Consider the following 21931-nt stretch of genomic DNA (forward strand, 5'->3'; position numbering starts at 1 on the left):
TCCGATTTGATTCTTGAACTTATTTGCGTAGGCAGGGAGTAGGGAGTAGGGAATGCAATAGGGTTCGGATAAGGTTTTTTGATAATACACCTTAAATCGCAAAGACGCGATAAATCGCCGTCTCTACAAAGGACTGATTATTGTAAAGACGGCGATTTATCGCGTCTCTTGCCTTAACCGAACCGTATTGGTAGGGAATGGGGAATGGGGAATGGGGAATGGGGAATGGGGAATGGGGAATCAGCCCTTTCGAGTTGTACGGAGTTTTTTCAAAAATCAAATAGGAGTCCTATATATCCTTAACAAACTGTAAAAACTCATTTAAGACGGTAGATTAGTCATTGCGTGGGTCGCGTGGCAATCCCAAACCTTTGCGATTGCTACATTCCACTTCTCTACGAGACGCTACCGCGAACGTTGCATTCGTAATCACATATCGTAAGTGATTTACCAAACTTGATATGATTCTGACTCGTGAATTCTTGTTTAACCTAAGAGCGATATTCAAATGCTAACTATCTGCTTTTAGGTTCTCTATTGCAGTCTCCCAACCGCTACATGTGCCCGTATCCTTGCTTTAGGTGGATTTTGTTACTTTCCAGAGAAAGCGGTTTATCTGCTGTAACTTTGAATTATAAACTTTTTCAATTCCAGCTTTTAATAAGTTAGACGGCTCAAAGAAGAACAAATATATATCAGTAAAGCCATTAGTAATCTCTGGTAACTGATTTTTTTTCACAATTTGAAATCGCACTTTTGGATCAACAACTAGATGACCAAGTATTTCTATTGGTGGAAGTAGATTATCAACATCAGTAATTAAAAGCGGTTTATTTCCTTGACTTATAATGTTAGCAATCTGAGGAAAATCTTGGTATTTTTCAGGTAATTTGTTCCACCAAATCTGAGCTTGAGACTGGAGCATACAAGATATAACTCCGCTCATAATTATCATGAACGCTGCAAGTGACCAGAGCTTTTTTTGCCAAACTTTAGTATAACTAGACGTGATCTTAGTGGTAAATAAGTAAGCAACAGCTAGCTGTATACCTAAAACTGAAGCAAGTGTATATCGACTAGTAGCGTAGCGCTTTTCAAAGACGAAATCCGTTATCAGTAAGGGAACCCCTACAGACCCAATCAAGGTTAAGACAAATAACCAAACTTCTTTAGGGCTTCTTCGACAGAGAAAATAAATTGAGTAGAGAATTATAACTAAAATAATTAAAATAAAAGGGATTAAGGCAATCTTAAGTTTTCCTGGATCGCTAGGGCTAATACCTAAATCAAGAAACGTCCGACTAAAAATTCCAGCCCACCTTGTAGCTGAAGAAAATAATGTTTGTTTAGCATTTGTCCAATCTATTGCTTCTGGCTGAGGGTTAGTAATAATAATCCAAATCCAAGGTACAAAACTTATAAACCCTGCAAGTAATGATACCAGGTAATAAATCAATGTTTTACTCAATCTAAAGCGTTCGATTGCAATTAGATAAATTCCCTGTGCAAAAGCAACCAAGGTAAAAAATAAATGAGTATAAAACCCTAGTGATAATGTTATTGCATAAATGCACCAACTAACCTTTGTTTGAAGGCGCATGGCTCGCAGCAGTGCTACGCTCGATATTAAAATGGTTACTATCCATAAACTATATGCTCGTGCTTCTTGTGCATACACGAGATGAATAGGTGAAACGGCTACCAATGCGATCGCTATCCACCCGATTAATGAAGACTTAAATAATTCTTGACATAGCCAATAAAGACAAGGAAAGGTGAGCAAACTAAGAAATGCCGAAAAACTTCTTGTCACTGCTACAGAATTGCCAAATAATTCTACCCAAAACCGGGTGATCAAGATGTATAGCGGCAAAATCTGCGAGTCTTCTAAAATCAGCCCTTTAATTGTATCAATTGTGTTTTTTTGAGGATTGGGATACTGGTATTTACGCAAATCTTCTATGCTGCTCAAACCACCATTACTTAACTGCTCCTTCATTTCTGACTGGGTATAGCCAGATATGCGTAATGATGAGAAAACTTCATCACCCCAATAAATTTTTTTGTCAAGATTGACGAAGCGAAAAAATACGCCTATTACTAATAAAATGATGATTAAAAAGCGTAACCAAGATTGAGAAATAAGCCAGTTCTGTGACAATTGCTTTTTCATGCAGTTTTTAATCTCCTCAAAAGCTTAATAAACAATGGTAAAATTTTATTCTGAATAGGCAGAATCAGTTACTAGCAGTCATTTTGGTTCCAATGCTACTCTAAGACGTATTGGCACACACTACAACTATTTGTTGAAACCTCTTGTCACAGTCCAGAAATTAGAGCCGCTATCCAACAACGATTGAACACTGAAGTACTTTTAAGTGTGGGGTTTGTGCTCTGCTCATCTGCCCCTGTGCCAAGAGCAGCCTGACTCAGCACTACTCAAACAGTCATGTCCAACAGATGCTCCATGTCATTTTGCCACCTTCTCTAGTTATTCCCATCTTCCAGTAATAGAATTAATAACGAAGCCTTTGTAAAGCCTTCAACTATCAATAGAAGCTCTAAGCTCTAGTAGCAGATTTTCCCAAATGTCAGTAAATTGAAAATCTGCATCCAAAATAGGCTTGTAGCATATAAAACGCTTGTAAGATTTTTATGACTTCCCGTATTCGCTTTTTAATGTGTCCTCCTGACCACTACGATGTAGACTATGTGATTAATCCCTGGATGGAAGGGAATATTCACAAATCATCGCGCGATCGCGCCGTCGAACAGTGGCAAGGATTACACCAGATCCTTAAACAACACGCCGTTGTAGACTTAGTACCACCTGAAAAAGGTTGGCCTGATTTGGTTTTTACCGCCAACGCTGGTTTAGTACTAGGAGATAACGTCGTCCTCAGTCGCTTTTTGCACAAAGAACGTCAGGGAGAGGAGCCTTTCTTCAAACAATGGTTTGAGGCAAATGGTTATACAGTCAATGAACTACCCAAAGATTTGCCCTTTGAGGGAGCAGGGGACGCACTGTTGGATCGGGAAGGTCTCTGGTTATGGGCGGGATACGGTTTCCGCTCGGAATTAGACTCTCACCCTTATCTAGCTAAATGGCTGGATATTGAGGTGCTTTCCCTGCGACTCATAGACGAACGTTTCTATCACCTGGATACCTGTTTTTGTCCCCTAGCAAATGGCTATTTGCTATACTATCCGGGCGCTTTCGATTCTTACTCCAACCGCTTAATTGAAATGCGAGTCGCACCAGAAAAGCGAATCGCAATTGAAGAAGCCGATGCAGTTAACTTCGCTTGTAATACGGTGAATGTGGAGAGCATCGTGATCATGAACAAGGCGAGTGAGGCTTTGAAAACCCGCCTTGCAGATGCAGGTTTCCAAGTGCTGGAAACACCACTTACGGAATTTCTCAAAGCTGGTGGTGCAGCTAAATGCTTAACTCTGCGGGTGACAGAACCAGTTAGAGATGAAATTCATGCCAATGTCTCGGTAGAAAGCCGGATCATTCGGATGGAAGGACATTTGCTGGACGCTGGCTTAATTAACCACGCTTTGGATTTGATTATAGATGCTGGGGGAAGCTTCCAAGTCCTGAATTTCAACTTGGGAGAACAGCGCCAAAGTACTTCAGCTGCCGAAGTGAGGGTATCAGCACCATCTCATGAGGTGATGGAAGAAATCATCTCGCTGTTGATTGATTTGGGTGCTGTAGATTTACCGCATGATGAACGAGATGCCAAACTGGAGCCGGTAATCCAAGCTGGTGTAGCGCCTGATGATTTCTACGTCAGTACGATTTATCCCACCGAAGTCCGAATTAATGGTGAGTGGGTGAAGGTAGAAAATCAACGGATGGATGGCGCGATCGCAATTACTCAAACTGCCAAGGGCTTAGTCGCGCGGTGTAAAATACTCCGGGATTTAGAAGTTGGCGAACAGGTAATTGTAGACGTGCTAGGTATCCGCACCATCCGCAAAACGGAATCACGGGAACAACGCAGCACCCAAGAATTTAGCTTTATGTCGGCAGGCGTTTCCAGCGAACGGCGCGTGGAATTGGTCGTTGAACAAGTGGCTTGGGAATTGCGGAAAATCCGCGATGCTGGTGGTAAGGTTGTGGTGACAGCTGGGCCGGTGGTGATTCACACTGGTGGCGGCGAACACCTGGCGCAACTAATTCGAGAAGGATATGTACAGGCGTTGCTGGCTGGTAATGCGATCGCAGTCCACGACATCGAGCAAAATATCATGGGCACATCTTTGGGTGTAGACATGAAGCGGGGTGTCGCCGTTCGTGGTGGACACCGCCATCACCTGAAGGTAATTAATACTATCCGTGGTTATGGCAGCATTCCCAAAGCTGTGGAAGCGGGGGCGTTTAAAAGTGGCGTGATGTATGAGTGTGTCCACAACAATATACCTTTTGTGCTGGCGGGATCGATTCGGGATGACGGGCCTTTGCCTGATACTCAAATGGATTTGATTAAAGCACAGGAGGAATACGCTAAACACCTAGAAGGTACGGAGATGATTTTGATGCTGTCATCAATGTTGCACTCCATTGGAGTAGGGAATATGACTCCGGCTGGGGTGAAAATAGTGTGTGTGGATATTAATCCAGCTGTGGTGACTAAGTTAAGCGATCGCGGTTCTGTAGAATCGGTGGGTGTGGTGACGGATGTAGGTTTGTTCCTCAGTCTGTTAATTCAACAGTTGGATAAATTGACAAGTCCCTATGTTACTAAGATAGTTTAAGAGACGTAGACGCACAGACGCAGAGGGCGCAAAGAAAGGGAGATGACAAGAGTAGCTTTCAGTGAAGAATTGCAGATTAATTGGGTCAGTTTGATTGCTGATTTCTTGTTGGTGGGGATGGTTTTTGGCCCGCCAGTGGCTCCCTTTCTGGCTGCGTCTGGAGTGTCTTTGCTTCCTGGGATTGCGGATATGATTTATTTTATGGGTAATCATGTATGTCCGCAACCAGCTATGGGGTTAGATTTAGCACCACCATTTATTATGGCTGTGTGTATGCGCTGCTACGGCACCGTCACGGGTTTGCTGATTACTCGTCTGTTGTATGGGCTAACTGGTGGTAAGGGATTTTACTGGTTAAGTCAGTATGGCTGGAATGGTGCGGCGATTGCAAGTCTGCTGATGATGGCTTATCCTTTGGAATTGGCAGCACAAGTTTTTGGTTTGTGGAATTTTAATAACTATCTAGTTACGCCTTTTGGGTTAATTACGGGTTTGGCGTGGGGATTGTTTACCATGCCGATTTTGCACGCCTGGCGGGGTACTAAAACCAGCTTTTAGAGATTGTCTTGTTGTCTCGTTCCCAGTCTCTGACTGGGAATGCCTACTAGGAGGCTCCGCCTCCCTGACTCACGGCAGAGCCGCGATGAGGTGCATTTCCAGCCAAAGGCTGGAAAGGAGACGTGCTGGCTTTAGGTTGACACTGATGATGCGACTAACTTTTTGCGGCTGGGACGCTTGTACTCTGATTTTTTCTTCAATCCTACCGCTTGGGCTTGATCGCTATCTAATCCATATTGTCCGCGCACAACTTCTTTCATCGCTAATACCGTATTGTGAAATTCCCATTCTGCTAATCGCGCAGCATCAGCAGCAGCACGGTATAAAGTTAATTTCTCGGTTTCGGCTTGTTGAAAAATCAACATAGCCTGATAAGCTTGCTGTAATTTTGCAGCAGAGGCATCAGCACGGTTTGTTTCATAAATGCTGATGGTTTGCAAACCGTGCCATGAATTAATATCTTCACTAATTAATTGAGGGCGCAAACGGCGTGTCGTATCTTGGGTAGGCATCTGAATATACTGTTGTAATGTATATATTTAATGTACCCATTGCAACCCTAAAGCTATCAGTAAGGTAAAGTTTTTAGATACAACAAAGTTGCAGGTCGATGCAACAGAGTTGCAAGCCCAGGCAACAACGTTACAGTCCGAGGCAACAGAGTTGCAAGCCGAAGCATCAATGTTGCATGAATCTGCAACTAAAGTGGGCGTTGCATAAAATAGGGATGATTAAAGCGTTACAAAATCAGCAGCAGTCAGCGTTGTAGTATTAATACCAATCAGCGTTGCCAAAATTTCATTAGTGGAAGTCACCAGGATATTGTTAGCTGAGAAACTTAATTGTCCAAAGCTCAAACCAGCATACAGTCCAATCAAATCATTACCCTTAGTGAAATCAGTAATAGTATCAGTGCCTTCCCCAACAGCAAAGGCAAATATATCATTATCGTTGCTACCTGTGAGGATATCACTGCCAATACCACCATAGAGGAGATCATTGCCATCACCGCCGTAAAGGAGATCATTGCCATCACCGCCGTAAAGGAGATCATTGCCAGCGCCGCCGTAGAGAGTATCGTTACCATTGCCGCCATCTATGGTGTCTTTACCAGCGCCGCCATCTATAATATCGTTACCGTTAGCGCCAACTAAGTTATTTTTTTTCTTAGTACCTTCAATGTCAGTACCGACAGCCACAGTAACGGTAGCAGTACCAGTCAGGCTACCATCGCTGAGAGTGTAGTTAAAGCTGGCATTACCACTAAATCCGGTAGTTGGTGTAAAGAAAACGAAATCATCTGCCGTATTGCTAGCAGTGCCGTTATTGTTAAAGACAACAGTACCGTTGGTCACACCACTGACACCAGTGATGCTAAGAGAGGCGCTATTTACATTGGTATCATTAGCCAGTAGGGTACTAGCTTGGATGTTTACGGCAGTATTAAAAGCGGTGGTAACACTGTCGTTAACACCAACAGGTGCAACGTTAATTGTGCCAATTGTGCTAATCGTGTTACTTGTGCCATTTGTGCTAATTGTGCTAATTGTGCCACTTGTGCCACTTGTACTAATTATGCCAATAGTGCCAATAGTGCCATAAATATTATCGTTATTGGTGGGTGTCCCTGCGTCGTTAGCTGCACTGTTGCCGCTAAAAGTCGGCTGCGAACCCACAGAATTGACGCTGGGCAAAAGGTTGAGTATTTCCTGGTTGTTACCGTTGGTATTAGTGAGGGACTGCATGATAAAGATTGCCCCACCCAAGCCTTGACCTGAGTTAGCTCCAGTAACGCCTGTAGCAGTGTTGTTAGTAAAACTGGTGTTGTTGAGGGTTAAAAAACCACTGCGGATAAAAATACCACCTCCTAATCCAGTAGCACCGCCGCCAACACTGCCAATACTGCCAGCACCGCCAGCACCGCCAGCACCGCCAGCACCGCCAGCACCGCTAATACCGCCAGTACCACCGTTACCACCATCGCCACCATCGCCACCATCGCCACCAGTAATGTTGTAGATGCTATTGACGCTAACACTGCCACCGTCGCCGAAGCTACCAATACCACCAGCACCACCAGCACCACCAATACCCCCAATACCGCTACTTCCAGCAGTGCCAGCAGTGCCAGTAGCGCCAGTAGTGCCAGTAGTGCCAAACTTACGATCGCCGATCGCCTTATTATTATTGAAAGCAACATTGCTCAAAGAGACGTTGCCATCATAGATAAATAAGCCGCCGCCCATTCCGGCATCGCCGCCAGAGAAGCTATCTCCGTCGGCTCGTCCGTTGGTGATGGTTAAATCGGAGATACCAACGGTTCCCGATTTGATAAATAAGGGGCGCACGTCGCCGTTATCGTTGATGCCGTTGTTATTGACATCGCCGCTGATGCTGTGGTTTTTACCCACAATGGTGATGTTGCTGTTAACCAGGGTTTGCATTACCCCAGTGAGGCGGACATTGCTATCAATGGTAATGGTGTCATCTCCTGCTAGTAGGTTCGCTTGGAGAATTGCATAACTGAGAGTGCCTGTGATGCTACCAGTGCCATCATCAGTGGTTTGGTTGACAATAAAATTTGTCATTTGATTTTTTTCCTTTTGTTGAGTTATTTGTAGGGTGGGCATCTCGCACATTTTTGGCTACGGGCGGGCAAGACTTCGGCGTGAGCGCTACTTCTCTTCTTAGGCTGCGCCAACGACAAAGCTCAGTACAAGTCAGTCAAACGCTGCTTACCCCACAAGTAGTAGTAATTTATTTGTTGGAAATTCCTAAGTTGCAGGTCGATGCAACTTAGGTGCAGGTCGATGCAACTTAAGTGCAGGTCGATGCAACTTAAGTGCAGGTCGATGCAACTTAGGTGCAGGTCGATGCAACTTAAGTGCAGGTCGATGCAACTTAAGTGCAAGTCAATGCAACTTAAGTGCAGGTCGATGTAACTTAAGTGCAGCCTGGTAGGGAAGGGATAAGATTTAAAGCTTCATTTACTCACCGCTTCTACCGGCTGGGCGACAATTACATTTGCCAGACTATTGCTAAGATTCTTCCAAAAAGACAACCCATCATACTGAGTAAATAAATCTGGCGGTAAAATTGTCAGTCGCGGTTGAAACTCGATTTTGGGACGTTCACCAAGATTATTAAACATCCGCGACACATCAAAAGCGTTTTTTCTAATTAGCCGTTCGATGCTATCCATAATCCAAGCGACATTCCGCACGCAGCAAATCACTTTTGAGCCAGGAAATAACTCTTGAATTAAGGAGAGTTTGCCACACCACAAACGGTTAGTATCGAAGATCGCTTCTTTTTGAGCTTGGGGCTTGTAAAATGTGGAAAATATAGTTAAGGTTAATGCCGGTTTTTGCTCAGGGGTGATAAGGACTGAAAATTCATTGTCTTCGCTCATCGCTTCTAGCATTTGGCTGACCAGACTACCGACGGGGTTAGTGATGCTGGCATGAAACCGAGGGTTTTGCCGCAGTAATGCTCCGAGTAAGGTGGAACCAAAACGAGGTAAGCCGGAGATAAAGTGGATTTTTGAAGTCATTATGGTTAATTGGCCTTGATTTGTTCCCCTGAAAAATTCAATGTTCCTTCCTACAGAGGGGACATTATTTTATAACGAATTAGGATTTAGGTTGAAAAAACACAGTGTGATAGTCCTTTGTACTGTCTGCAATCATTGGCCTTTGGATTGTACAGCGATCGCCTTGGTTAACGCATCGTATAAGTGTTCTATTTTTGGCTAGGACAAATGACCTATACCACACTAGGTGATTGATCTTATCTATCTATCCATGAGTCACAAATCAGGCTTTAATTAAGCTGTTAGACATTTAATTTTCTGATGTTGCCAAAGAATCATAGAGGTACGGCAATGCCCATTGGTGTCAACTTAAGCCAAAACCCTTTTAAAACCTCGTTTCCAACCTCTGGCTGGAAATGCTCTTCAATTGCGGCTCTACCGCAACTCAGGAGGCGGCAGCCCCCCACTATACATTTCCAATCTCCAACTGGGAAGGAGACAATCTGTAAAAGCTAGTTCTAGACTAACTTTCATGTTAATTTGACACGCATGGGCAACGCCCTGTCCTGACTGAATTATTTATAAAACAAACTTTTGATTCAACAGGTAATGACTCTTATTCCAACTATTCTGAATATATTTGCTGGCATTTGCCTGTATGTTGGTCTGTTACACCTGCTGATTGCCTCTCGGCGATTACAAAGCACGCTTCACTTCTGCTTTGGCTTAGTTTGCTTAATATCTGTTAGCTATATCTTGGCTGTGATACTCAAATATAAGGCCACTAATGTAGAAGATTATATAAATGCCAGAAAATTGGTATCTTCCTTGGGATATATTTACGGAGTTTTTACTGTCTGGTTTGTGGCTGTATATACTAAAATTAAGCCAGTGCGCTTAATTTTGGCACTGAATAGCCTGTACGTCATCTGCCTGTTAATCAACGAAATTTCCCCAAGTGGGATTCAATATTCCCATATCAGCACGGTATCAAGTATTTCTTTGCCTTGGGGCGAACTGATTCGCCGTCCAGAAGGTACACTCAATCCCCTATTCGTGTTCCAATTTCTAACTTTAATCAGTAATATCGGGTTCATTTTTTACATTTGTTACCGTCAATATCAGCGCGGTGAGAAGCAAGCGGCGCTGATTCTATGTCTGAGCTTGGTGATTGTCGTAGGAACTATTCAACACGATTACTTAGTAGATGTGGGGATAATAAAATCCATATACTTAGCTGAATATGGATTTTTGTTCTTAGTAGTAATTATGAGTCTACGCCTAACTAATGAGTTAATGGAAGCGGTGAAGCTACGAGAACAATTGATTGAAAGCGAACAGCTACGAAAGATTGCTGTGGACATGGAGCGAAATCGCCTCGCTCGTGACTTACACGATTCAGTATCGCAGACATTGTTTACTGTGGCGATAATTGCCGAAGCTTTGCCTAGAGTCTGGAAACGCAACCCAGAGACAGCCCAAGAGGGATTAAAGGAACTGGCCCAAATGACACAAGGGGCGTTAGCAGAAATGCGGAATTTCCTGTTTGAGTTACGTCCTAGCGGTTTGACAGATAAACCATTAGGTGAATTGCTACAGCAGTTAACGAAGGGAATTCAAAGACGGGCAAGTTTACAAGTAATAACGACGGTGGAAGGCGATCGGCTTTTGTCTAATGAGGTGAAGCTTGTCTTCTACCGGATTACTCAAGAGGCACTGAATAATATTATTAAATATGCCCAAGCTACGCAAGTATCAGTAAACCTCCACGGCAATTCACAGAAGATGGTCTTGCAGATTAGCGATAATGGCTGTGGTTTTGACCCCAACAAGATACCATCTGGTCATTTGGGGATAGCAATTATGAAAGAACGGGCTGAGTCGATTGGGGCTATTTTCCATTTGTCAAGCTATCCAGGAGAGGGAACTGAGATTGTTCTGAGTTGGTCAACCGTTCTTTTGAAAATAGGGAGTGGGGAATAAGTAATTGGGAATGAGGCATTGAGCATTAGATATTAGGCACAAATAAAGTTAACTACAAAGAGCGTCATTTGTCCTTTTTAATTACTCATTGGTAAAGGTATTAGGCGGATTCATTTTTTATAAGATAGTTATATTTATTTCCATAAAGTTACTTAGAAAAGACAGAATTTCAGATTATATTGTGGGATTCTCCGGTGATTGGCTGGCGGGAAATAAAAAATTAAAGATTAAGAATTTCACGTATAATAAATACTGAAAATGGAACAAGCATCTAATCTAAATGTATTGAAAATAGTTTTTATGCCCCGGATTTAAAAAATATGAAAAAAGATACATCAGTGAAACCGATTCGGGTCATTACTGTTGATGATCATGAAATCCTGCGGGGAGGTCTTAAATTTTTCTTGCTGGCCTTTGATGACATTGAATTAGTGGGTGAAGCGCGTAATGGAGATGAAGCAGTACATTTGTGCGAACAGTTGCAACCAAATGTAGTGCTGATGGATTTGATGATGGTGGGGATGAGTGGGGCAGAAGCAACAAGAGTTATCCGCAAAAAATACCCAGAAATTCAGGTTTTAATTTTAACCAGTTTTCTAGAGAATGACTTGGTACAACAAGCAATGCAAGCCGGAGCCATTGGCTACCTGCTCAAGGGTATCTCGATTGATGAGTTGGCGGATGCCATACGAGCTGCCGCGATTGGTCGTTCTATGTTGGCAGCAGAGGTTATTCAGGCGTTGCTGCAACCGAGCAAACCATTATCCCAACCTGTTTACGAACTGAGCAAGCGACAGGGAGAAGTTTTAGCACTGCTGGCTTTAGGATTGAGTAATGAAGCGATCGCTCAACGGATGAAATTGAGTCCTTCTACCATTAGGCATCATGTCAGCCAGGTATTAAATAAGTTAGGGGTAACAAATCGCACTGAAGCTGCAACTACAGCAGTACGAGTCGGATGCATCTAAGTTGCAAGTCAATGCATCTAAGTTGCAGGTCGATGCATGTAAGTTGCAGGTCGATGCATCTAAGTTGCAAGTCGATGCATGTAAGTTGCAAGTTGATGCATCTAAGTTGCAGGTCAATGCATCTAAGTTGCAAGTTGATGCATCTAAGTTGCAGGTCGATGCATCTAAGTTGCAGCTTGGTAGGGAAGGGAAAAATTCAAAGTTTCATTAACTCACAGCTTCTACTGGCTGCAACTACGGCAATGCAAATCGGATGTGTTCACTAATTTTAAAACTCGTTGGTGCAAAAAGTTGCAGTAATCAAAAACCTAACCCCCCAGCCCCCTTCCCTTGTAGGGAAGGGGGAGTCAAACTCCCATCGCCGTTTCAAGAGGGGTTGGGGGAGAGGTTCTTGCAGAATTACTGAATTGGTGTTCTAGTAGTGTACATACTAGCGATCGCTGTGTTTGTTATCGCTGTGGTTTTATACTGCCTGTACTTACCTTTACCTTCCGTGATTCTTCAACAATCTGGTACAGTTTGTCTTCTAATTTTTGCATACATGCCGACCAATCAAATTCGAGTATGGAGGGGCGAGCCTGTCTAGTCAAATCTGCTTTCAAATCAGGATTTTCTAAAATTGCAATTACCTTGTGAGCAAAATCTGTTGGGTTGTTTGGTTCGGCTAAAAAACCGTTGATCCCATGAAAAACCTGTTCGGGATTTCCTCCAGCATTGGCTGCTACAACAGGGGTTCCAGATGCTAAAGCTTCCATATTGGTCGTACAGAAGTTTTCGGTAACAGAGGGGTTGACAAATACATCTGCCCGTGTATATAAACCTAGAAGTTCTGTTCCGTGGGACTCACCCCAGATAGTAATACCGGACTTAAACTTTTGGGCGCGCCGACGGATCTCTTCATCCAAGGGGCCACTACCGACGATGACTAAATGGACATCAGGAATTTTGGCAGCAATGATTGGAAATGCATCTATAAGTTGGGTGACATTTTTTTCTGGGGTAATGCGTCCGACAAAAAGGATAGTTGGTCGATAGTCGTTAACAATGGGGTTGTAGTCGATATTTTGGGGGTGAAATTTTTCGCAATCAATCCCTTGATATGGCACGTATTCACTGCGTTGGCATTTCAGTCTGTTGTACTTAGCAAGCAGTTCTTGAGACGGAAATAAGTTGAGATCATAAGCATCACTGAACTGCTGGACTAAAAGAGGAACAATCGGACGTAGCAAGCTGAAGAACAGATTTCCTAAGTAATATCGAATATAGGCAACGATATCGGTATGGAAAATTGAGATGATTGGGGTATCAGTTTGTTTAGCGTACTCAACTCCTATGGGGCGACCATAACCTTGTAAAAAAAGTGAGTATAATCCTCTCATTTGCGCCGCTTCTTCAACCAATATAATATCGGGCTGGAAGTTCTCAAGTAATTTAGTATCGCTCCAATAGCGATAGTTTAATGGTTGGGGAAGAGATTTGTAGAAAATTAGCGGTTTGGTGGGGAATGCATAAGCAGAAAAGTTGGGGAAGGGCTGTAGTTCATCCAATCCTGACATTGGGCGATTTCCAACCTTTTTGGGGTACTGGCTATTAATTTCTGGGTAGATAAGAAAGACCTCATGCCCTTGTTGCAGTAACCATTGAACCCGTTGGTGTACTGCAACGGAAACTCCAGTCAAGAAAGGAGCGTACAATGCTGTAAACAGTGCAATGCGAAGTGGTTGCTTAGTCATAAAAAGGGGAATCTTACACTACAAGAATGCTGGTTTTGAATTTAGAACTTACGCTGCAAATGTTTCATTAACATCCTGATTATGTGGTTTATAAATTACCACTAATACAGTTAGGGTAAGGATTTACGCATTTATAAATGATCTAAATTGCCGATTCTGAAGAGGATGTTTCTAAACCTTGCTTAGAAACTATTAAAATATCGAAAAGGCTCAGTCAAAATCCCCCTTAATATATCTGTCTAAACCCTTGCCATGAATGCAAATACATTTTGCTAATCAACAAATAAAAGCGTGTATTTGGACAAGAGTTATAGCTAATATAGTTCTACTAAATATAATATAATTTGAAGACTAGGGAATGTTTAGTGTAATAACTTTCACACCCTAGTTCATATCCAACGATTCAGTTCAAAGAGAAACCTTGCTATCAATAGGTTGATCCAACCATTGATAAGGGCGATATTCAATTAGCCGGATATTCCAGGGACTTTGAACCCGATAGCTAACACCGCGCCAAGTAACTGTTGAAATCCACAGTGACGATAGTATTGCTAACCCATAAACCCACTGTGTCAGAGGAATTCCAATTAACATTTTGATGATTGTAGCAACTGATAATTTTGCGATCGGCTGATCATTAGAGCGAACCACTCGCTGTATCTCTAATTCCAACACGAGCATTACCAAGAGTAATCCGACAGTATAGACTGCATAGCAACCGAACAAGAGAGTCGCAGCTTGCCATTTTGCCTCTAACAACCACTCTAGAATTACCAGGATGACTATAGTAGGAAACAAAATGCTAGAAACAGCTTCACTAACAAGAGCTAACCAACGTGGGTGATACAGTCGAGAACAGAGCATTAGGCGCTTGAGATAATCTATTAAGTTGAATAAATCAGTCTCTTCACGATTGACTATCAGCAGCGAAGGCACAAACTTTACCTGCAACCCATGTTTTTTGAGGATGTTGTGCATCATAAAATCTTCGCCTAAAGCTTGTCCCCATTTATCTAGTAGTCCTGTTTGGCGAAGCACTTCTGTTTTCACAGCCAAAGTCCCACCCCAAGGAATCTGGAAGAGAAACATTTGCACTACTGTGGATACATTGCCTATGTACCGTACTAAAGATCCCCAATACCTACCTGTAGGTACATACCAACGATTACCTGTTGTTGCCCCTATTTTGGCATCCCCTAGAGGACTGACTAATTCTCGCAGCCAATTCACATGGACTATAGTATCAGCATCTACTAGAGCAACCACCTTATAAGAATCGTCCAACTCATGGACAGCTTGCACTAAAGAACTGCATTTGAGACTACAATTGTTACGTACTATTCTCAAAGGGCTGATTTGAACGTTGGTTGCTTCTTGCTCTGTGATGGTTTCACTAGCAATTTTCCAAGCGGGATCTTCGTGACTATCAACGATCAGCTTTAAATCATACTGTGGATAGTTCTGATTTAGGAGCGATCGCAAACATCTAGGTAAAAACGGATCGGCTCCGCGTAAGCAAAGAATCACTGCGGTTTTGGGCAACTGGTCATCTGGTAATAAGTTTTTTTTGGATGACCGCAGATACCATATAAAGACAAGCGTTAAACACACCTGAATAACCAACCAACTCATCAAAGACTTAGAGAGAAATATCGCCAAATCTTCCATTAAATTTTTAATCTCCGGTAGAATCTCGGCTTGTTTATATGTAGGTCTGATCTAAACCGTAATTCTGAAGAATTGGGTATTGGGCATTGGGCATTGGGCATTGGGCATGGGGCATGGGGCATGGGGCATGGGGCATTGGTTATTAATTCTTCTGCCTCACTCTCTCATCTCCCCATTGCCCACTGCCCACTCCCCACTCCCCACTCCCTTTACGAATCAAGCGAATATTTCATAATGATGTTGACTGTTGTATTTTTGTTTACAACAAAACTGGCATCACGAAACTTTGGTGTACCTGTTTGTATAGACACAGTTGGATTTTTGGAAATTCCAAAACCTTCTTTGGGAATACCGAAAAAGTCTTTATTGAGTTTGTGATCGCCATTCTGATCATCAACTACGGCGACAGCATAAGTTCCAGGCTTCAAACCGAAAAATTCTTTTTTTACAGAACTTCCAGTAATCTTAGCGCAGCCACTTTGATCTTCGCTATTACCACTCATCGGAAATCCTCGTTCATTTGGGTAAACTCTGAAGCAAATCTCACCTTTTTGATGATGTATTCCATTTACCACAATAGTAAGTTTTGCAGTCGGCTCGGCATTCACTGTTTTAGCAAAACTGATGCTCACTAAAGTAGCAAGCAAAACACGACAGAATTGAGATAGTTTCAACATAGTTTTGTAGTCAGAATAGGTGATTTTGAGGCTGATAAAAAGAGAGCATCCCAGTTTTGCATACCAGATGATAAACAAGCTTCTTGCTCCCTCTCCTTAGTAACGATAGGGTTGGGGTGAGGTTTTACAAGGCTTTTTACGCAAGTGAGATGCTCCCTGATAAAAAGCTGTGAGCGTCAGGCTTGATTTCTGAACCGATTCGTTCAAAGTGTGACCTGCTGTTCTTTAATTGATGCTGGTTGCCAAGCTTTCCAAAGTACTTGCAGCACTCTTAGCAAATCTTTCAGCAAAAGATATTCTGTCCCTTTTAACTGCTGATGTAGACTTCTATGACAACACAGCCGCTCATACAAACTCAGGGGACTACGCCATATGGAAAGTACATACTCCCAGAATATTCTCCAATGTGGCAATAAAATTTGCCCTTTCTTTGCTGAATCAAACCACACTGCATATGCATAAAAATCAGGCAGCATACTCAATAATGATTTTTGATTTTTGTCAGCAAACAACAAATAATTGGGAAAGAACATACTCATTGATTGTTGCGGATGACTTCTGGCAAAAAACAGGTATTCAGGGATTTCATAAAACCTACCAACAATACCAAGTCTTAACAACAGAATTCCATCTGCATTACCGTAACCACCCATAGGCGGTATCTTTCTCAGGGCACTGGCGCGAATTACCCCGTAACATTGATAACATAAATGTTTGGTCAGTAATTCATGAAAACGCTCGTGTGGTTTTAGTGCATCTGCCTTGAGTTTGATATCGTAGTTTTGGAGAAAATCCCCGTGTTCATCAATGAAATACACCTGGGAGTGACACAAGATTATGGTAGGATCTTGGTCAAGTATCTCAATACACTTCTTGATAAAATCTGGAGCATGTAGATCATCATAGGCTGCCCATTTAAAGTACTCACCTGAAGACAATTTAAAGACGCGATTGAAGTTACGAGCACAACCGATATTCGTGTCATTGCGGTAGTAACAAATACGTTGGTCTTGCTCAACGTAAGCTCTACAAATTTCTTCAGTTTTATCTGTAGAGGCATTATCTAAAATAATTAGCTCAAAATCTTCAAAGGTCTGAGCCAAGAGTGAATCTATGGCTTCTTTGATAAATTTTTCACCATTATATACAGGTAATCCAATGCTCAATCGTGGTTGATTGCTACTCATAGAAAACAAGTATTCTGAAAATATGGGGATTATTTTATGCTTAGTTGCAGCTAATTGTTAGGCAGAAGTCAGAATTCAGAATACTTTGATACCTCACATATTCCTCCTAACTCTTAACTCCTAACTCCTAACAATGATTGCAAAAATCTGTGGACTATTTGATCAGGCTTTGGATATCTGTTTTTTGCAGCCATTCATGTGTTCGCTGCATTCCTGATTCTAAGTCAATTGTTGGTTTATAATTTAACAGAGTTTGTGCTTTGACAATAGAACAAGCATAGGGACGAGTCATAAAATCTATAGACTCTGGTAAGATATCAACTTTTTGCCGAAAAAGTTTTTGTCCTTGAACACGTAGCTTTAGAAACAACTTGATTTCATCTTTAGATAATGAAAGGGGTGCTGATAAACCTTCCATTGCTGCTAAACGCATAAAATAGTCTTTCCACGAAGTTTCTTGTCCGTCGGTGATATTAAATATTTCACCGTAGGATTCTTTTTCTATCGCTAGAAAGATGCCATCAATTAAGTTATCTATATATACATGATTGATTACTCCTTTACCATCGTTAGCACAGGCAAATAATTTTTGACGCATCATCAGAATTGGTCGAACTATCCAGGGAATACTTCCTGGGCCATAAACATCTCCGGCTCGAATAATAATGATGCCAAAATCTGACGGATTATTAAGTTCTAAGAGTGCTATTTCGGCTTCTATTTTTGTTTGACAGTAGGGATTATTTTCGCCAGAGAGTGGCCCGGATTCTGTAACACTATTAGGATAGTTGAAACCATAAACCATCACACTGGATAGATGCACAAATGTTTTGACACCAGCCTGTTTAGCGGCTTTAGCCATGTTGACAGTACCGCCAACATTCACATCACGAAAATGGTTAATTGCGCCAGTTTCTTCGGCAATTTGATATGTATGTAAAACGATGTCTACTCCGTGACAAGCCTTTTGAGCAATAGTAGAATCGGTGATATTACCAATAATTACCTCAACACCTAAATTCTGTAATTGTTTGTTCTGTTCTGTAGAACTTTGCAGTCCACAAACCTTCATTCCTTGCGCTATTCCTAACTCGGCTGCACGCAAACCGACAAGTTGATCAATACCGGTAATTAGGAGGGTTTTGTTTTTGAGGTTCATAAAGTCGTGATTATTGTTAAATAGGTGAATTTGAGTTGTTAGATAAAAGACTTTAAAGTTATACCGAGTTTAAATTTTAGTAAAGACTTTTAATCTAAAACCTAAAATTGGTACAAAGAGGAATTTTTCTGTCGAGAGGCTGCACCAATGATTAGTTATGAGTCTATATCAGGGCAAAATAATTTGATTATTTTGCTGCTAGGAATCAGCTAAAAAATATCTCCCGGATCTGCGGAGCGGAGTTTGTTGATAGCAAGTGCACCTGATGTTATACACATTAATACTGTCGAAGTTAAGATGATCAAGGCATTATTAATTGTCATAACTATTGGTAATTTAGTTGCTTCTGCTGCAAAACTATATAACAACACAGAACTAATCAATCCGGGAATATAACCTAAAATTGCCAGAATTAAAGCTTGCTGAAATACTACATTTAATAAATATCTATTGGCATAACCTATGGCTTTTAAAGTGGCGTAAGCAACGAACTGTGTAGCAATATTGCTGTAAAGAATTTGATAAACAATAACCACACCAACAACCGCAGCCATTGTCAACATCAAGTTAAGTATAAAACCAATTGGTGTTCTGATTGCCCAATATTTTTTTTCAAAATCAATAAAGCCTTGGCGTGTAAAAACTTGGACATCATTAGGCAAACTTGCTTGCAAATTTTTCAGTACTGTTTCTGCATTACTACCAGGTTTGAGGGAAATCGAACCGATATCTATCATATCTGCCGGACGACTATTGGGATTTATCCTGAGGAAAGTTGAGTCACTGACAATTAAATTTCCGTCTACCCCAAAGGAAGGCCCTAAGCTGAATAAACCACCAATTCTTACTCTATAGCCAATTAATGAATTGAAGGGAAATATTTCAATTGTCTGTACAGTATCTCCGGCATTAAATTTTTCAGCTATTGGGCCAAACTCTGGGCGAGAACCCCGGTCAAAAAACACGACATCAGGAATTTTGAGTTTATCTAAATTTTTCTCAACTTCTGGCATGTTCATCACAGGATTACCTGGATCGAAACCAATAACATATATTGAATATTTCTCACTAGTTGCCGGATTTTTCAGTTTAGCAAATTGTAAATACATGGGGCTAACTGACTCTACGCCATCAAACCCCAAAGATTGGTACAAACTAGTCCGCGAAAAGCTTTGATTTGAAGTCAAAGATTTATATTGCGAACTAACTAAAAATAAATCTCCCTTGAGATTCTGATGCAGTGCGGTTGCACTTGAATAGAGAGCATCTTGAAAACCAAGTTGCACAAACATTAGCAGCACAATAAAACCAATCCCAGCTACAGCTACTAGTAAACGAACTTTTTGCTGGGCTAGCTGTAGCCATCCTAAAGGAATTTTGAAAATCATGGATTTATTTGTTAATTATTATTTTTCATTGGTCATTTTTGAATGACTAATGACTAAATATGAATAGCGACATCCACTTGTAAGTTAGTTAAACGAGCTACCCGTTGACTATCTGCGGGATTATCGATAGAGATTTTCACCTCAACTATTCTGCGGTCTGTATCTGAACCAGGGTTGAGGCTGAAGATGCCTTGCTTGTCAACTTGCCAACCAATCTCTTTCACAGTTCCCTTTAATGTTCCAGTAAATGCAGTGCTGGTAATTGTGGCTTTTTGTCCTACACGCACTTGGCGAACATCGGTTTGATACACCTCTGCAATCACATACATTTGAGATGTCTTACCTATCTCAGCAAATCCTTTGTTGCTGCTGATGACTTCTCCAGTTTTGGCGTGAATTTTTAATATTTTGCCATCTATGGGAGATTTGATGTAACTTAAATCTAAGTCGGCTTTTGCTTGTTGAACAGAAGTTGTTGCACTGTTGACTTCGGTTTGTGCTACTTGAACATCTACACTACGCACTTCGCTAATACTGGTGAGTTGTGCTTGTGCTTGCTTGCGTTGTTCTTGGAATGTGTCTTGAGTCCGCTTGAGAGTAGCTTGAGCTTCTGTTAGCTGCTGTTGTGTAGTCTTTAGTTGCAAAGCTTTGGTATCTGCTATGGAAGCCGCGATCGCACCTTGTTTGTATAATTGCTGATAGCGATCGTTTTCGGCTTGAGCATTGTCTACTTCAGCCTGGATGCGGGCGATTGTCGCCTGTTGAGTTGCAACGTCTCCTTTATATTGTGGCTCTAACCGGGCTATAGCAGCCTTTTGAGCATCGACATCTCCGGTTTTAGCTCCAGATTTCACCTGCGCTAGTTTAGCTTTAGCAACTTGCAGTTGGTCTAAAGCCTGTTGCAATGCGCTTCTAGAACGACCATAATTTTCTAGATAGGCTAATAATTGCCCTGCTTTAACCGCATCTCCTTCTTTCACCAACTGTCTTTCTACTCGCACCCCATTATTGGAAGTGGGAGCAGTCAAAGTAGTAACTTCGCCTTCTGGTTCCAAACGTCCCAAGGCAGTCACAGCAACTTTCGCAGGTGCGGCAGCTTTTGGAGGAAACGCTGGCTGCGTCTGAACTTTCGGTTTAGACGAAAACGGTGCCAAACTATAGAAAGTGATTAATCCAGCCGCTAAAGTCAGAGAAACTGCTAAAATTACTTGCGATCGGCGTACAGGTTTTGTCAATAATCGACTTTCTTTATTTGCTGCCATATTTTCATTCCAATTCTGCTTTTTTAGGGGATAGCCTGGTTATATTTAATCGATTAGAATAGACTCATCCGCAAATTCCCAAGAGGGCTTTTCCTCTAGGGTTTCTACCTTAATCAAGTGGATGGGTCTAAATTGGTTTTATATGAATTGTTGTACGCTTTTGCCGCCCAAAGTTACTATTGTGGCGTGAAAATTAATGGCGTGTTACTTCAAAGCTTCCTAAGTTATATCCTAATTTGATATCTAATCCCGTAGCGTAAAATACAATAGCGCTAGCCAGAAAACTTAACTCTCAAAAAGAACGAAGCGTTAATAAAATGATCTCAAAAATTGGATAAACTTGTCATTAAGCATGGCGGATAAATTGGATTTTGTCAACCGATTTAATTTGCATAACTCCTGATTCTATCACTAAAATATTTCATTACAGTCAGATTAGAGACTGAAGAATTTACTCATCACTAATTCCTTGTCTAGCAATTGAATACCAACAAATAGTTAGTTATTAAGCACATTTAATATTACTAACAGATTATTATTAGCAAGGTTGTGTACTATAAGACATTATTATAGCGATTCCTAGTAGGGGCAATTGATTGCAGAGCGGATTGGTTGGTAGATGCAAAATCTGAGCTTTGCTTCGGTTCACTTTTTACTAAAGACTCATTTAACTCATATTATGTTTATTAAGCAACATACTAAAAATTAACATTTGCTTTATAAATGACCGCTTTGCTTCTTAACTTGATTTATATTGAAAAATAACCAAAAACTTTGACTCAATTATCATGTTTATCTGAGAAAAAATACTTATGGTTATTCAATTTATCTATGTATTCATTGAATTGTTACTTACTAGACAACAGATTTGCATTGTTAATAGGACTTCAGAAAATCGAACCACAGAGGCACGGAGAAATAAGAGTTTGAGAGGTATTTTGCGTAAGTCCTGGTTAATTTACAGCAATTTTCATTTAATTGAACCATATATAGGAATCCTATTTGAGTTTTGAACAAGCTCCGTACATCTGAAGAGTGGCAAAGTCAAA

18 protein-coding genes are annotated in these 21931 nt (G+C 41.4%); 6 read left to right on the forward strand and 12 right to left on the reverse strand.

Features of this window, described 5'->3' with window-relative positions; genetic code table 11:
* Window positions 1-91: 91 nt before the first annotated feature.
* Window positions 92-280, reverse strand: coding sequence for a hypothetical protein (locus tag PUQ00_RS26310; RefSeq protein WP_300422220.1), 189 nt, complete (start codon window positions 278-280; stop codon window positions 92-94).
* 297 nt (window positions 281-577) lie between these two features.
* Entirely contained in the window at window positions 578-2173 is a 1596-nt protein-coding gene (locus PUQ00_RS26315; protein ID WP_300422221.1) for a glycosyltransferase family 39 protein, read from the reverse strand.
* A gap of 482 nt (window positions 2174-2655) precedes the next feature.
* Here PUQ00_RS26315 and PUQ00_RS26320 point away from each other — a divergent pair, with 482 nt between their 5' ends.
* Both PUQ00_RS26320 and PUQ00_RS26325 read left to right on the forward strand, forming a co-directional pair.
* On the forward strand, window positions 2656-4767 hold the full coding sequence (locus PUQ00_RS26320) for a TIGR00300 family protein (RefSeq protein ID WP_300422222.1): 2112 nt from the start codon (window positions 2656-2658) through the stop codon (window positions 4765-4767).
* A 42-nt stretch (window positions 4768-4809) separates the two neighbouring features.
* Window positions 4810-5325: a DUF2085 domain-containing protein gene (locus PUQ00_RS26325; protein WP_300422223.1), complete on the forward strand. Its 516-nt coding sequence runs from the start codon at window positions 4810-4812 to the stop codon at window positions 5323-5325.
* 131 nt (window positions 5326-5456) lie between these two features.
* Here the strand turns inward: PUQ00_RS26325 and PUQ00_RS26330 are convergent, their stop codons facing one another.
* On the reverse strand, window positions 5457-5837 hold the full coding sequence (locus PUQ00_RS26330) for a hypothetical protein (RefSeq protein WP_300422224.1): 381 nt from the start codon (window positions 5835-5837) through the stop codon (window positions 5457-5459).
* Between the two features lie 219 nt (window positions 5838-6056).
* Window positions 6057-7913: a cadherin-like domain-containing protein gene (locus PUQ00_RS26335; protein WP_300422226.1), complete on the reverse strand. Its 1857-nt coding sequence runs from the start codon at window positions 7911-7913 to the stop codon at window positions 6057-6059.
* On the opposite strand from PUQ00_RS26335, the gene PUQ00_RS26340 reads away from it, so the two are divergent.
* On the forward strand, window positions 7907-8125 hold the full coding sequence (locus PUQ00_RS26340) for a hypothetical protein (RefSeq protein ID WP_300422228.1): 219 nt from the start codon (window positions 7907-7909) through the stop codon (window positions 8123-8125). The genes PUQ00_RS26335 and PUQ00_RS26340 overlap by 7 nt on opposite strands.
* Before the next feature lie 183 nt (window positions 8126-8308).
* On the opposite strand, the gene PUQ00_RS26345 is transcribed toward PUQ00_RS26340, so the two are convergent.
* Window positions 8309-8878: a sulfotransferase gene (locus PUQ00_RS26345; RefSeq protein WP_300422229.1), complete on the reverse strand. Its 570-nt coding sequence runs from the start codon at window positions 8876-8878 to the stop codon at window positions 8309-8311.
* A 588-nt stretch (window positions 8879-9466) separates the two neighbouring features.
* Here PUQ00_RS26345 and PUQ00_RS26350 point away from each other — a divergent pair.
* The 3 genes from PUQ00_RS26350 to PUQ00_RS26360 all read left to right on the forward strand — a co-directional run bounded on the left by PUQ00_RS26350 (window position 9467) and on the right by PUQ00_RS26360 (window position 12019).
* Window positions 9467-10840, forward strand: a complete 1374-nt coding sequence (locus tag PUQ00_RS26350) for a sensor histidine kinase (RefSeq protein ID WP_300422231.1) — start codon at window positions 9467-9469, stop codon at window positions 10838-10840.
* A gap of 320 nt (window positions 10841-11160) precedes the next feature.
* Window positions 11161-11808 carry a response regulator transcription factor gene (locus PUQ00_RS26355; RefSeq protein ID WP_300422233.1) on the forward strand — a complete coding sequence of 216 codons (648 nt, stop codon included), beginning with the start codon at window positions 11161-11163 and terminating at the stop codon, window positions 11806-11808.
* 1 nt (window position 11809) lies between these two features.
* A complete protein-coding gene (locus PUQ00_RS26360) occupies window positions 11810-12019 on the forward strand; it encodes a hypothetical protein (RefSeq protein ID WP_300422235.1) in 210 nt (69 codons plus the stop codon).
* Between the two features lie 238 nt (window positions 12020-12257).
* Here the strand turns inward: PUQ00_RS26360 and PUQ00_RS26365 are convergent, their stop codons facing one another.
* From PUQ00_RS26365 to PUQ00_RS26395, 7 genes are all read right to left on the reverse strand, one after another.
* The gene (locus PUQ00_RS26365; protein WP_300422237.1) at window positions 12258-13541 is read right to left on the reverse strand and encodes a glycosyltransferase; all 1284 of its coding nucleotides are present in this window, start codon (window positions 13539-13541) and stop codon (window positions 12258-12260) included.
* A gap of 408 nt (window positions 13542-13949) precedes the next feature.
* Window positions 13950-15209 carry a glycosyltransferase family 2 protein gene (locus tag PUQ00_RS26370; RefSeq protein WP_300422238.1) on the reverse strand — a complete coding sequence of 420 codons (1260 nt, stop codon included), beginning with the start codon at window positions 15207-15209 and terminating at the stop codon, window positions 13950-13952.
* A gap of 209 nt (window positions 15210-15418) precedes the next feature.
* On the reverse strand, window positions 15419-15886 hold the full coding sequence (locus tag PUQ00_RS26375) for a DUF2141 domain-containing protein (RefSeq protein WP_300422247.1): 468 nt from the start codon (window positions 15884-15886) through the stop codon (window positions 15419-15421).
* Window positions 15887-16089: 203 nt separating this feature from the next.
* Entirely contained in the window at window positions 16090-17073 is a 984-nt protein-coding gene (locus PUQ00_RS26380) for a glycosyltransferase family 2 protein (RefSeq protein WP_300422240.1), read from the reverse strand.
* A 154-nt stretch (window positions 17074-17227) separates the two neighbouring features.
* Window positions 17228-18232, reverse strand: coding sequence for an NAD(P)-dependent oxidoreductase (locus PUQ00_RS26385; RefSeq protein WP_300422242.1), 1005 nt, complete (start codon window positions 18230-18232; stop codon window positions 17228-17230).
* Window positions 18233-18441: 209 nt separating this feature from the next.
* Window positions 18442-19620: an ABC transporter permease DevC gene (devC, locus tag PUQ00_RS26390; protein WP_300422244.1), complete on the reverse strand. Its 1179-nt coding sequence runs from the start codon at window positions 19618-19620 to the stop codon at window positions 18442-18444.
* A 53-nt stretch (window positions 19621-19673) separates the two neighbouring features.
* Entirely contained in the window at window positions 19674-20882 is a 1209-nt protein-coding gene (locus PUQ00_RS26395; protein ID WP_300422246.1) for an ABC exporter membrane fusion protein, read from the reverse strand.
* Window positions 20883-21931 lie beyond the last annotated feature (1049 nt).

Source organism: Nostoc sp. S13 (genome assembly GCF_029379315.1).
Lineage (GTDB): Bacteria > Cyanobacteriota > Cyanobacteriia > Cyanobacteriales > Nostocaceae > Nostoc.

What these genes read in the sequence shown, in the direction of transcription:
- PUQ00_RS26315 (WP_300422221.1), bottom strand. Translation starts at nt 2,173, where the DNA reads ATGAAAAAGCAATTGTCACAGAACTGGCTTATTTCTCAATCTTGGTTA.
- PUQ00_RS26320 (WP_300422222.1), top strand. Translation starts at nt 2,656, where the DNA reads ATGACTTCCCGTATTCGCTTTTTAATGTGTCCTCCTGACCACTACGAT.
- PUQ00_RS26325 (WP_300422223.1), top strand. Translation starts at nt 4,810, where the DNA reads ATGACAAGAGTAGCTTTCAGTGAAGAATTGCAGATTAATTGGGTCAGT.
- PUQ00_RS26330 (WP_300422224.1), bottom strand. Translation starts at nt 5,837, where the DNA reads ATGCCTACCCAAGATACGACACGCCGTTTGCGCCCTCAATTAATTAGT.
- PUQ00_RS26335 (WP_300422226.1), bottom strand. Translation starts at nt 7,913, where the DNA reads ATGACAAATTTTATTGTCAACCAAACCACTGATGATGGCACTGGTAGC.
- PUQ00_RS26345 (WP_300422229.1), bottom strand. Translation starts at nt 8,878, where the DNA reads ATGACTTCAAAAATCCACTTTATCTCCGGCTTACCTCGTTTTGGTTCC.
- PUQ00_RS26350 (WP_300422231.1), top strand. Translation starts at nt 9,467, where the DNA reads ATGACTCTTATTCCAACTATTCTGAATATATTTGCTGGCATTTGCCTG.
- PUQ00_RS26355 (WP_300422233.1), top strand. Translation starts at nt 11,161, where the DNA reads ATGAAAAAAGATACATCAGTGAAACCGATTCGGGTCATTACTGTTGAT.
- PUQ00_RS26365 (WP_300422237.1), bottom strand. Translation starts at nt 13,541, where the DNA reads ATGACTAAGCAACCACTTCGCATTGCACTGTTTACAGCATTGTACGCT.
- PUQ00_RS26370 (WP_300422238.1), bottom strand. Translation starts at nt 15,209, where the DNA reads ATGGAAGATTTGGCGATATTTCTCTCTAAGTCTTTGATGAGTTGGTTG.
- PUQ00_RS26375 (WP_300422247.1), bottom strand. Translation starts at nt 15,886, where the DNA reads ATGTTGAAACTATCTCAATTCTGTCGTGTTTTGCTTGCTACTTTAGTG.
- PUQ00_RS26380 (WP_300422240.1), bottom strand. Translation starts at nt 17,073, where the DNA reads ATGAGTAGCAATCAACCACGATTGAGCATTGGATTACCTGTATATAAT.
- PUQ00_RS26385 (WP_300422242.1), bottom strand. Translation starts at nt 18,232, where the DNA reads ATGAACCTCAAAAACAAAACCCTCCTAATTACCGGTATTGATCAACTT.
- devC (WP_300422244.1), bottom strand. Translation starts at nt 19,620, where the DNA reads ATGATTTTCAAAATTCCTTTAGGATGGCTACAGCTAGCCCAGCAAAAA.
- PUQ00_RS26395 (WP_300422246.1), bottom strand. Translation starts at nt 20,882, where the DNA reads ATGGCAGCAAATAAAGAAAGTCGATTATTGACAAAACCTGTACGCCGA.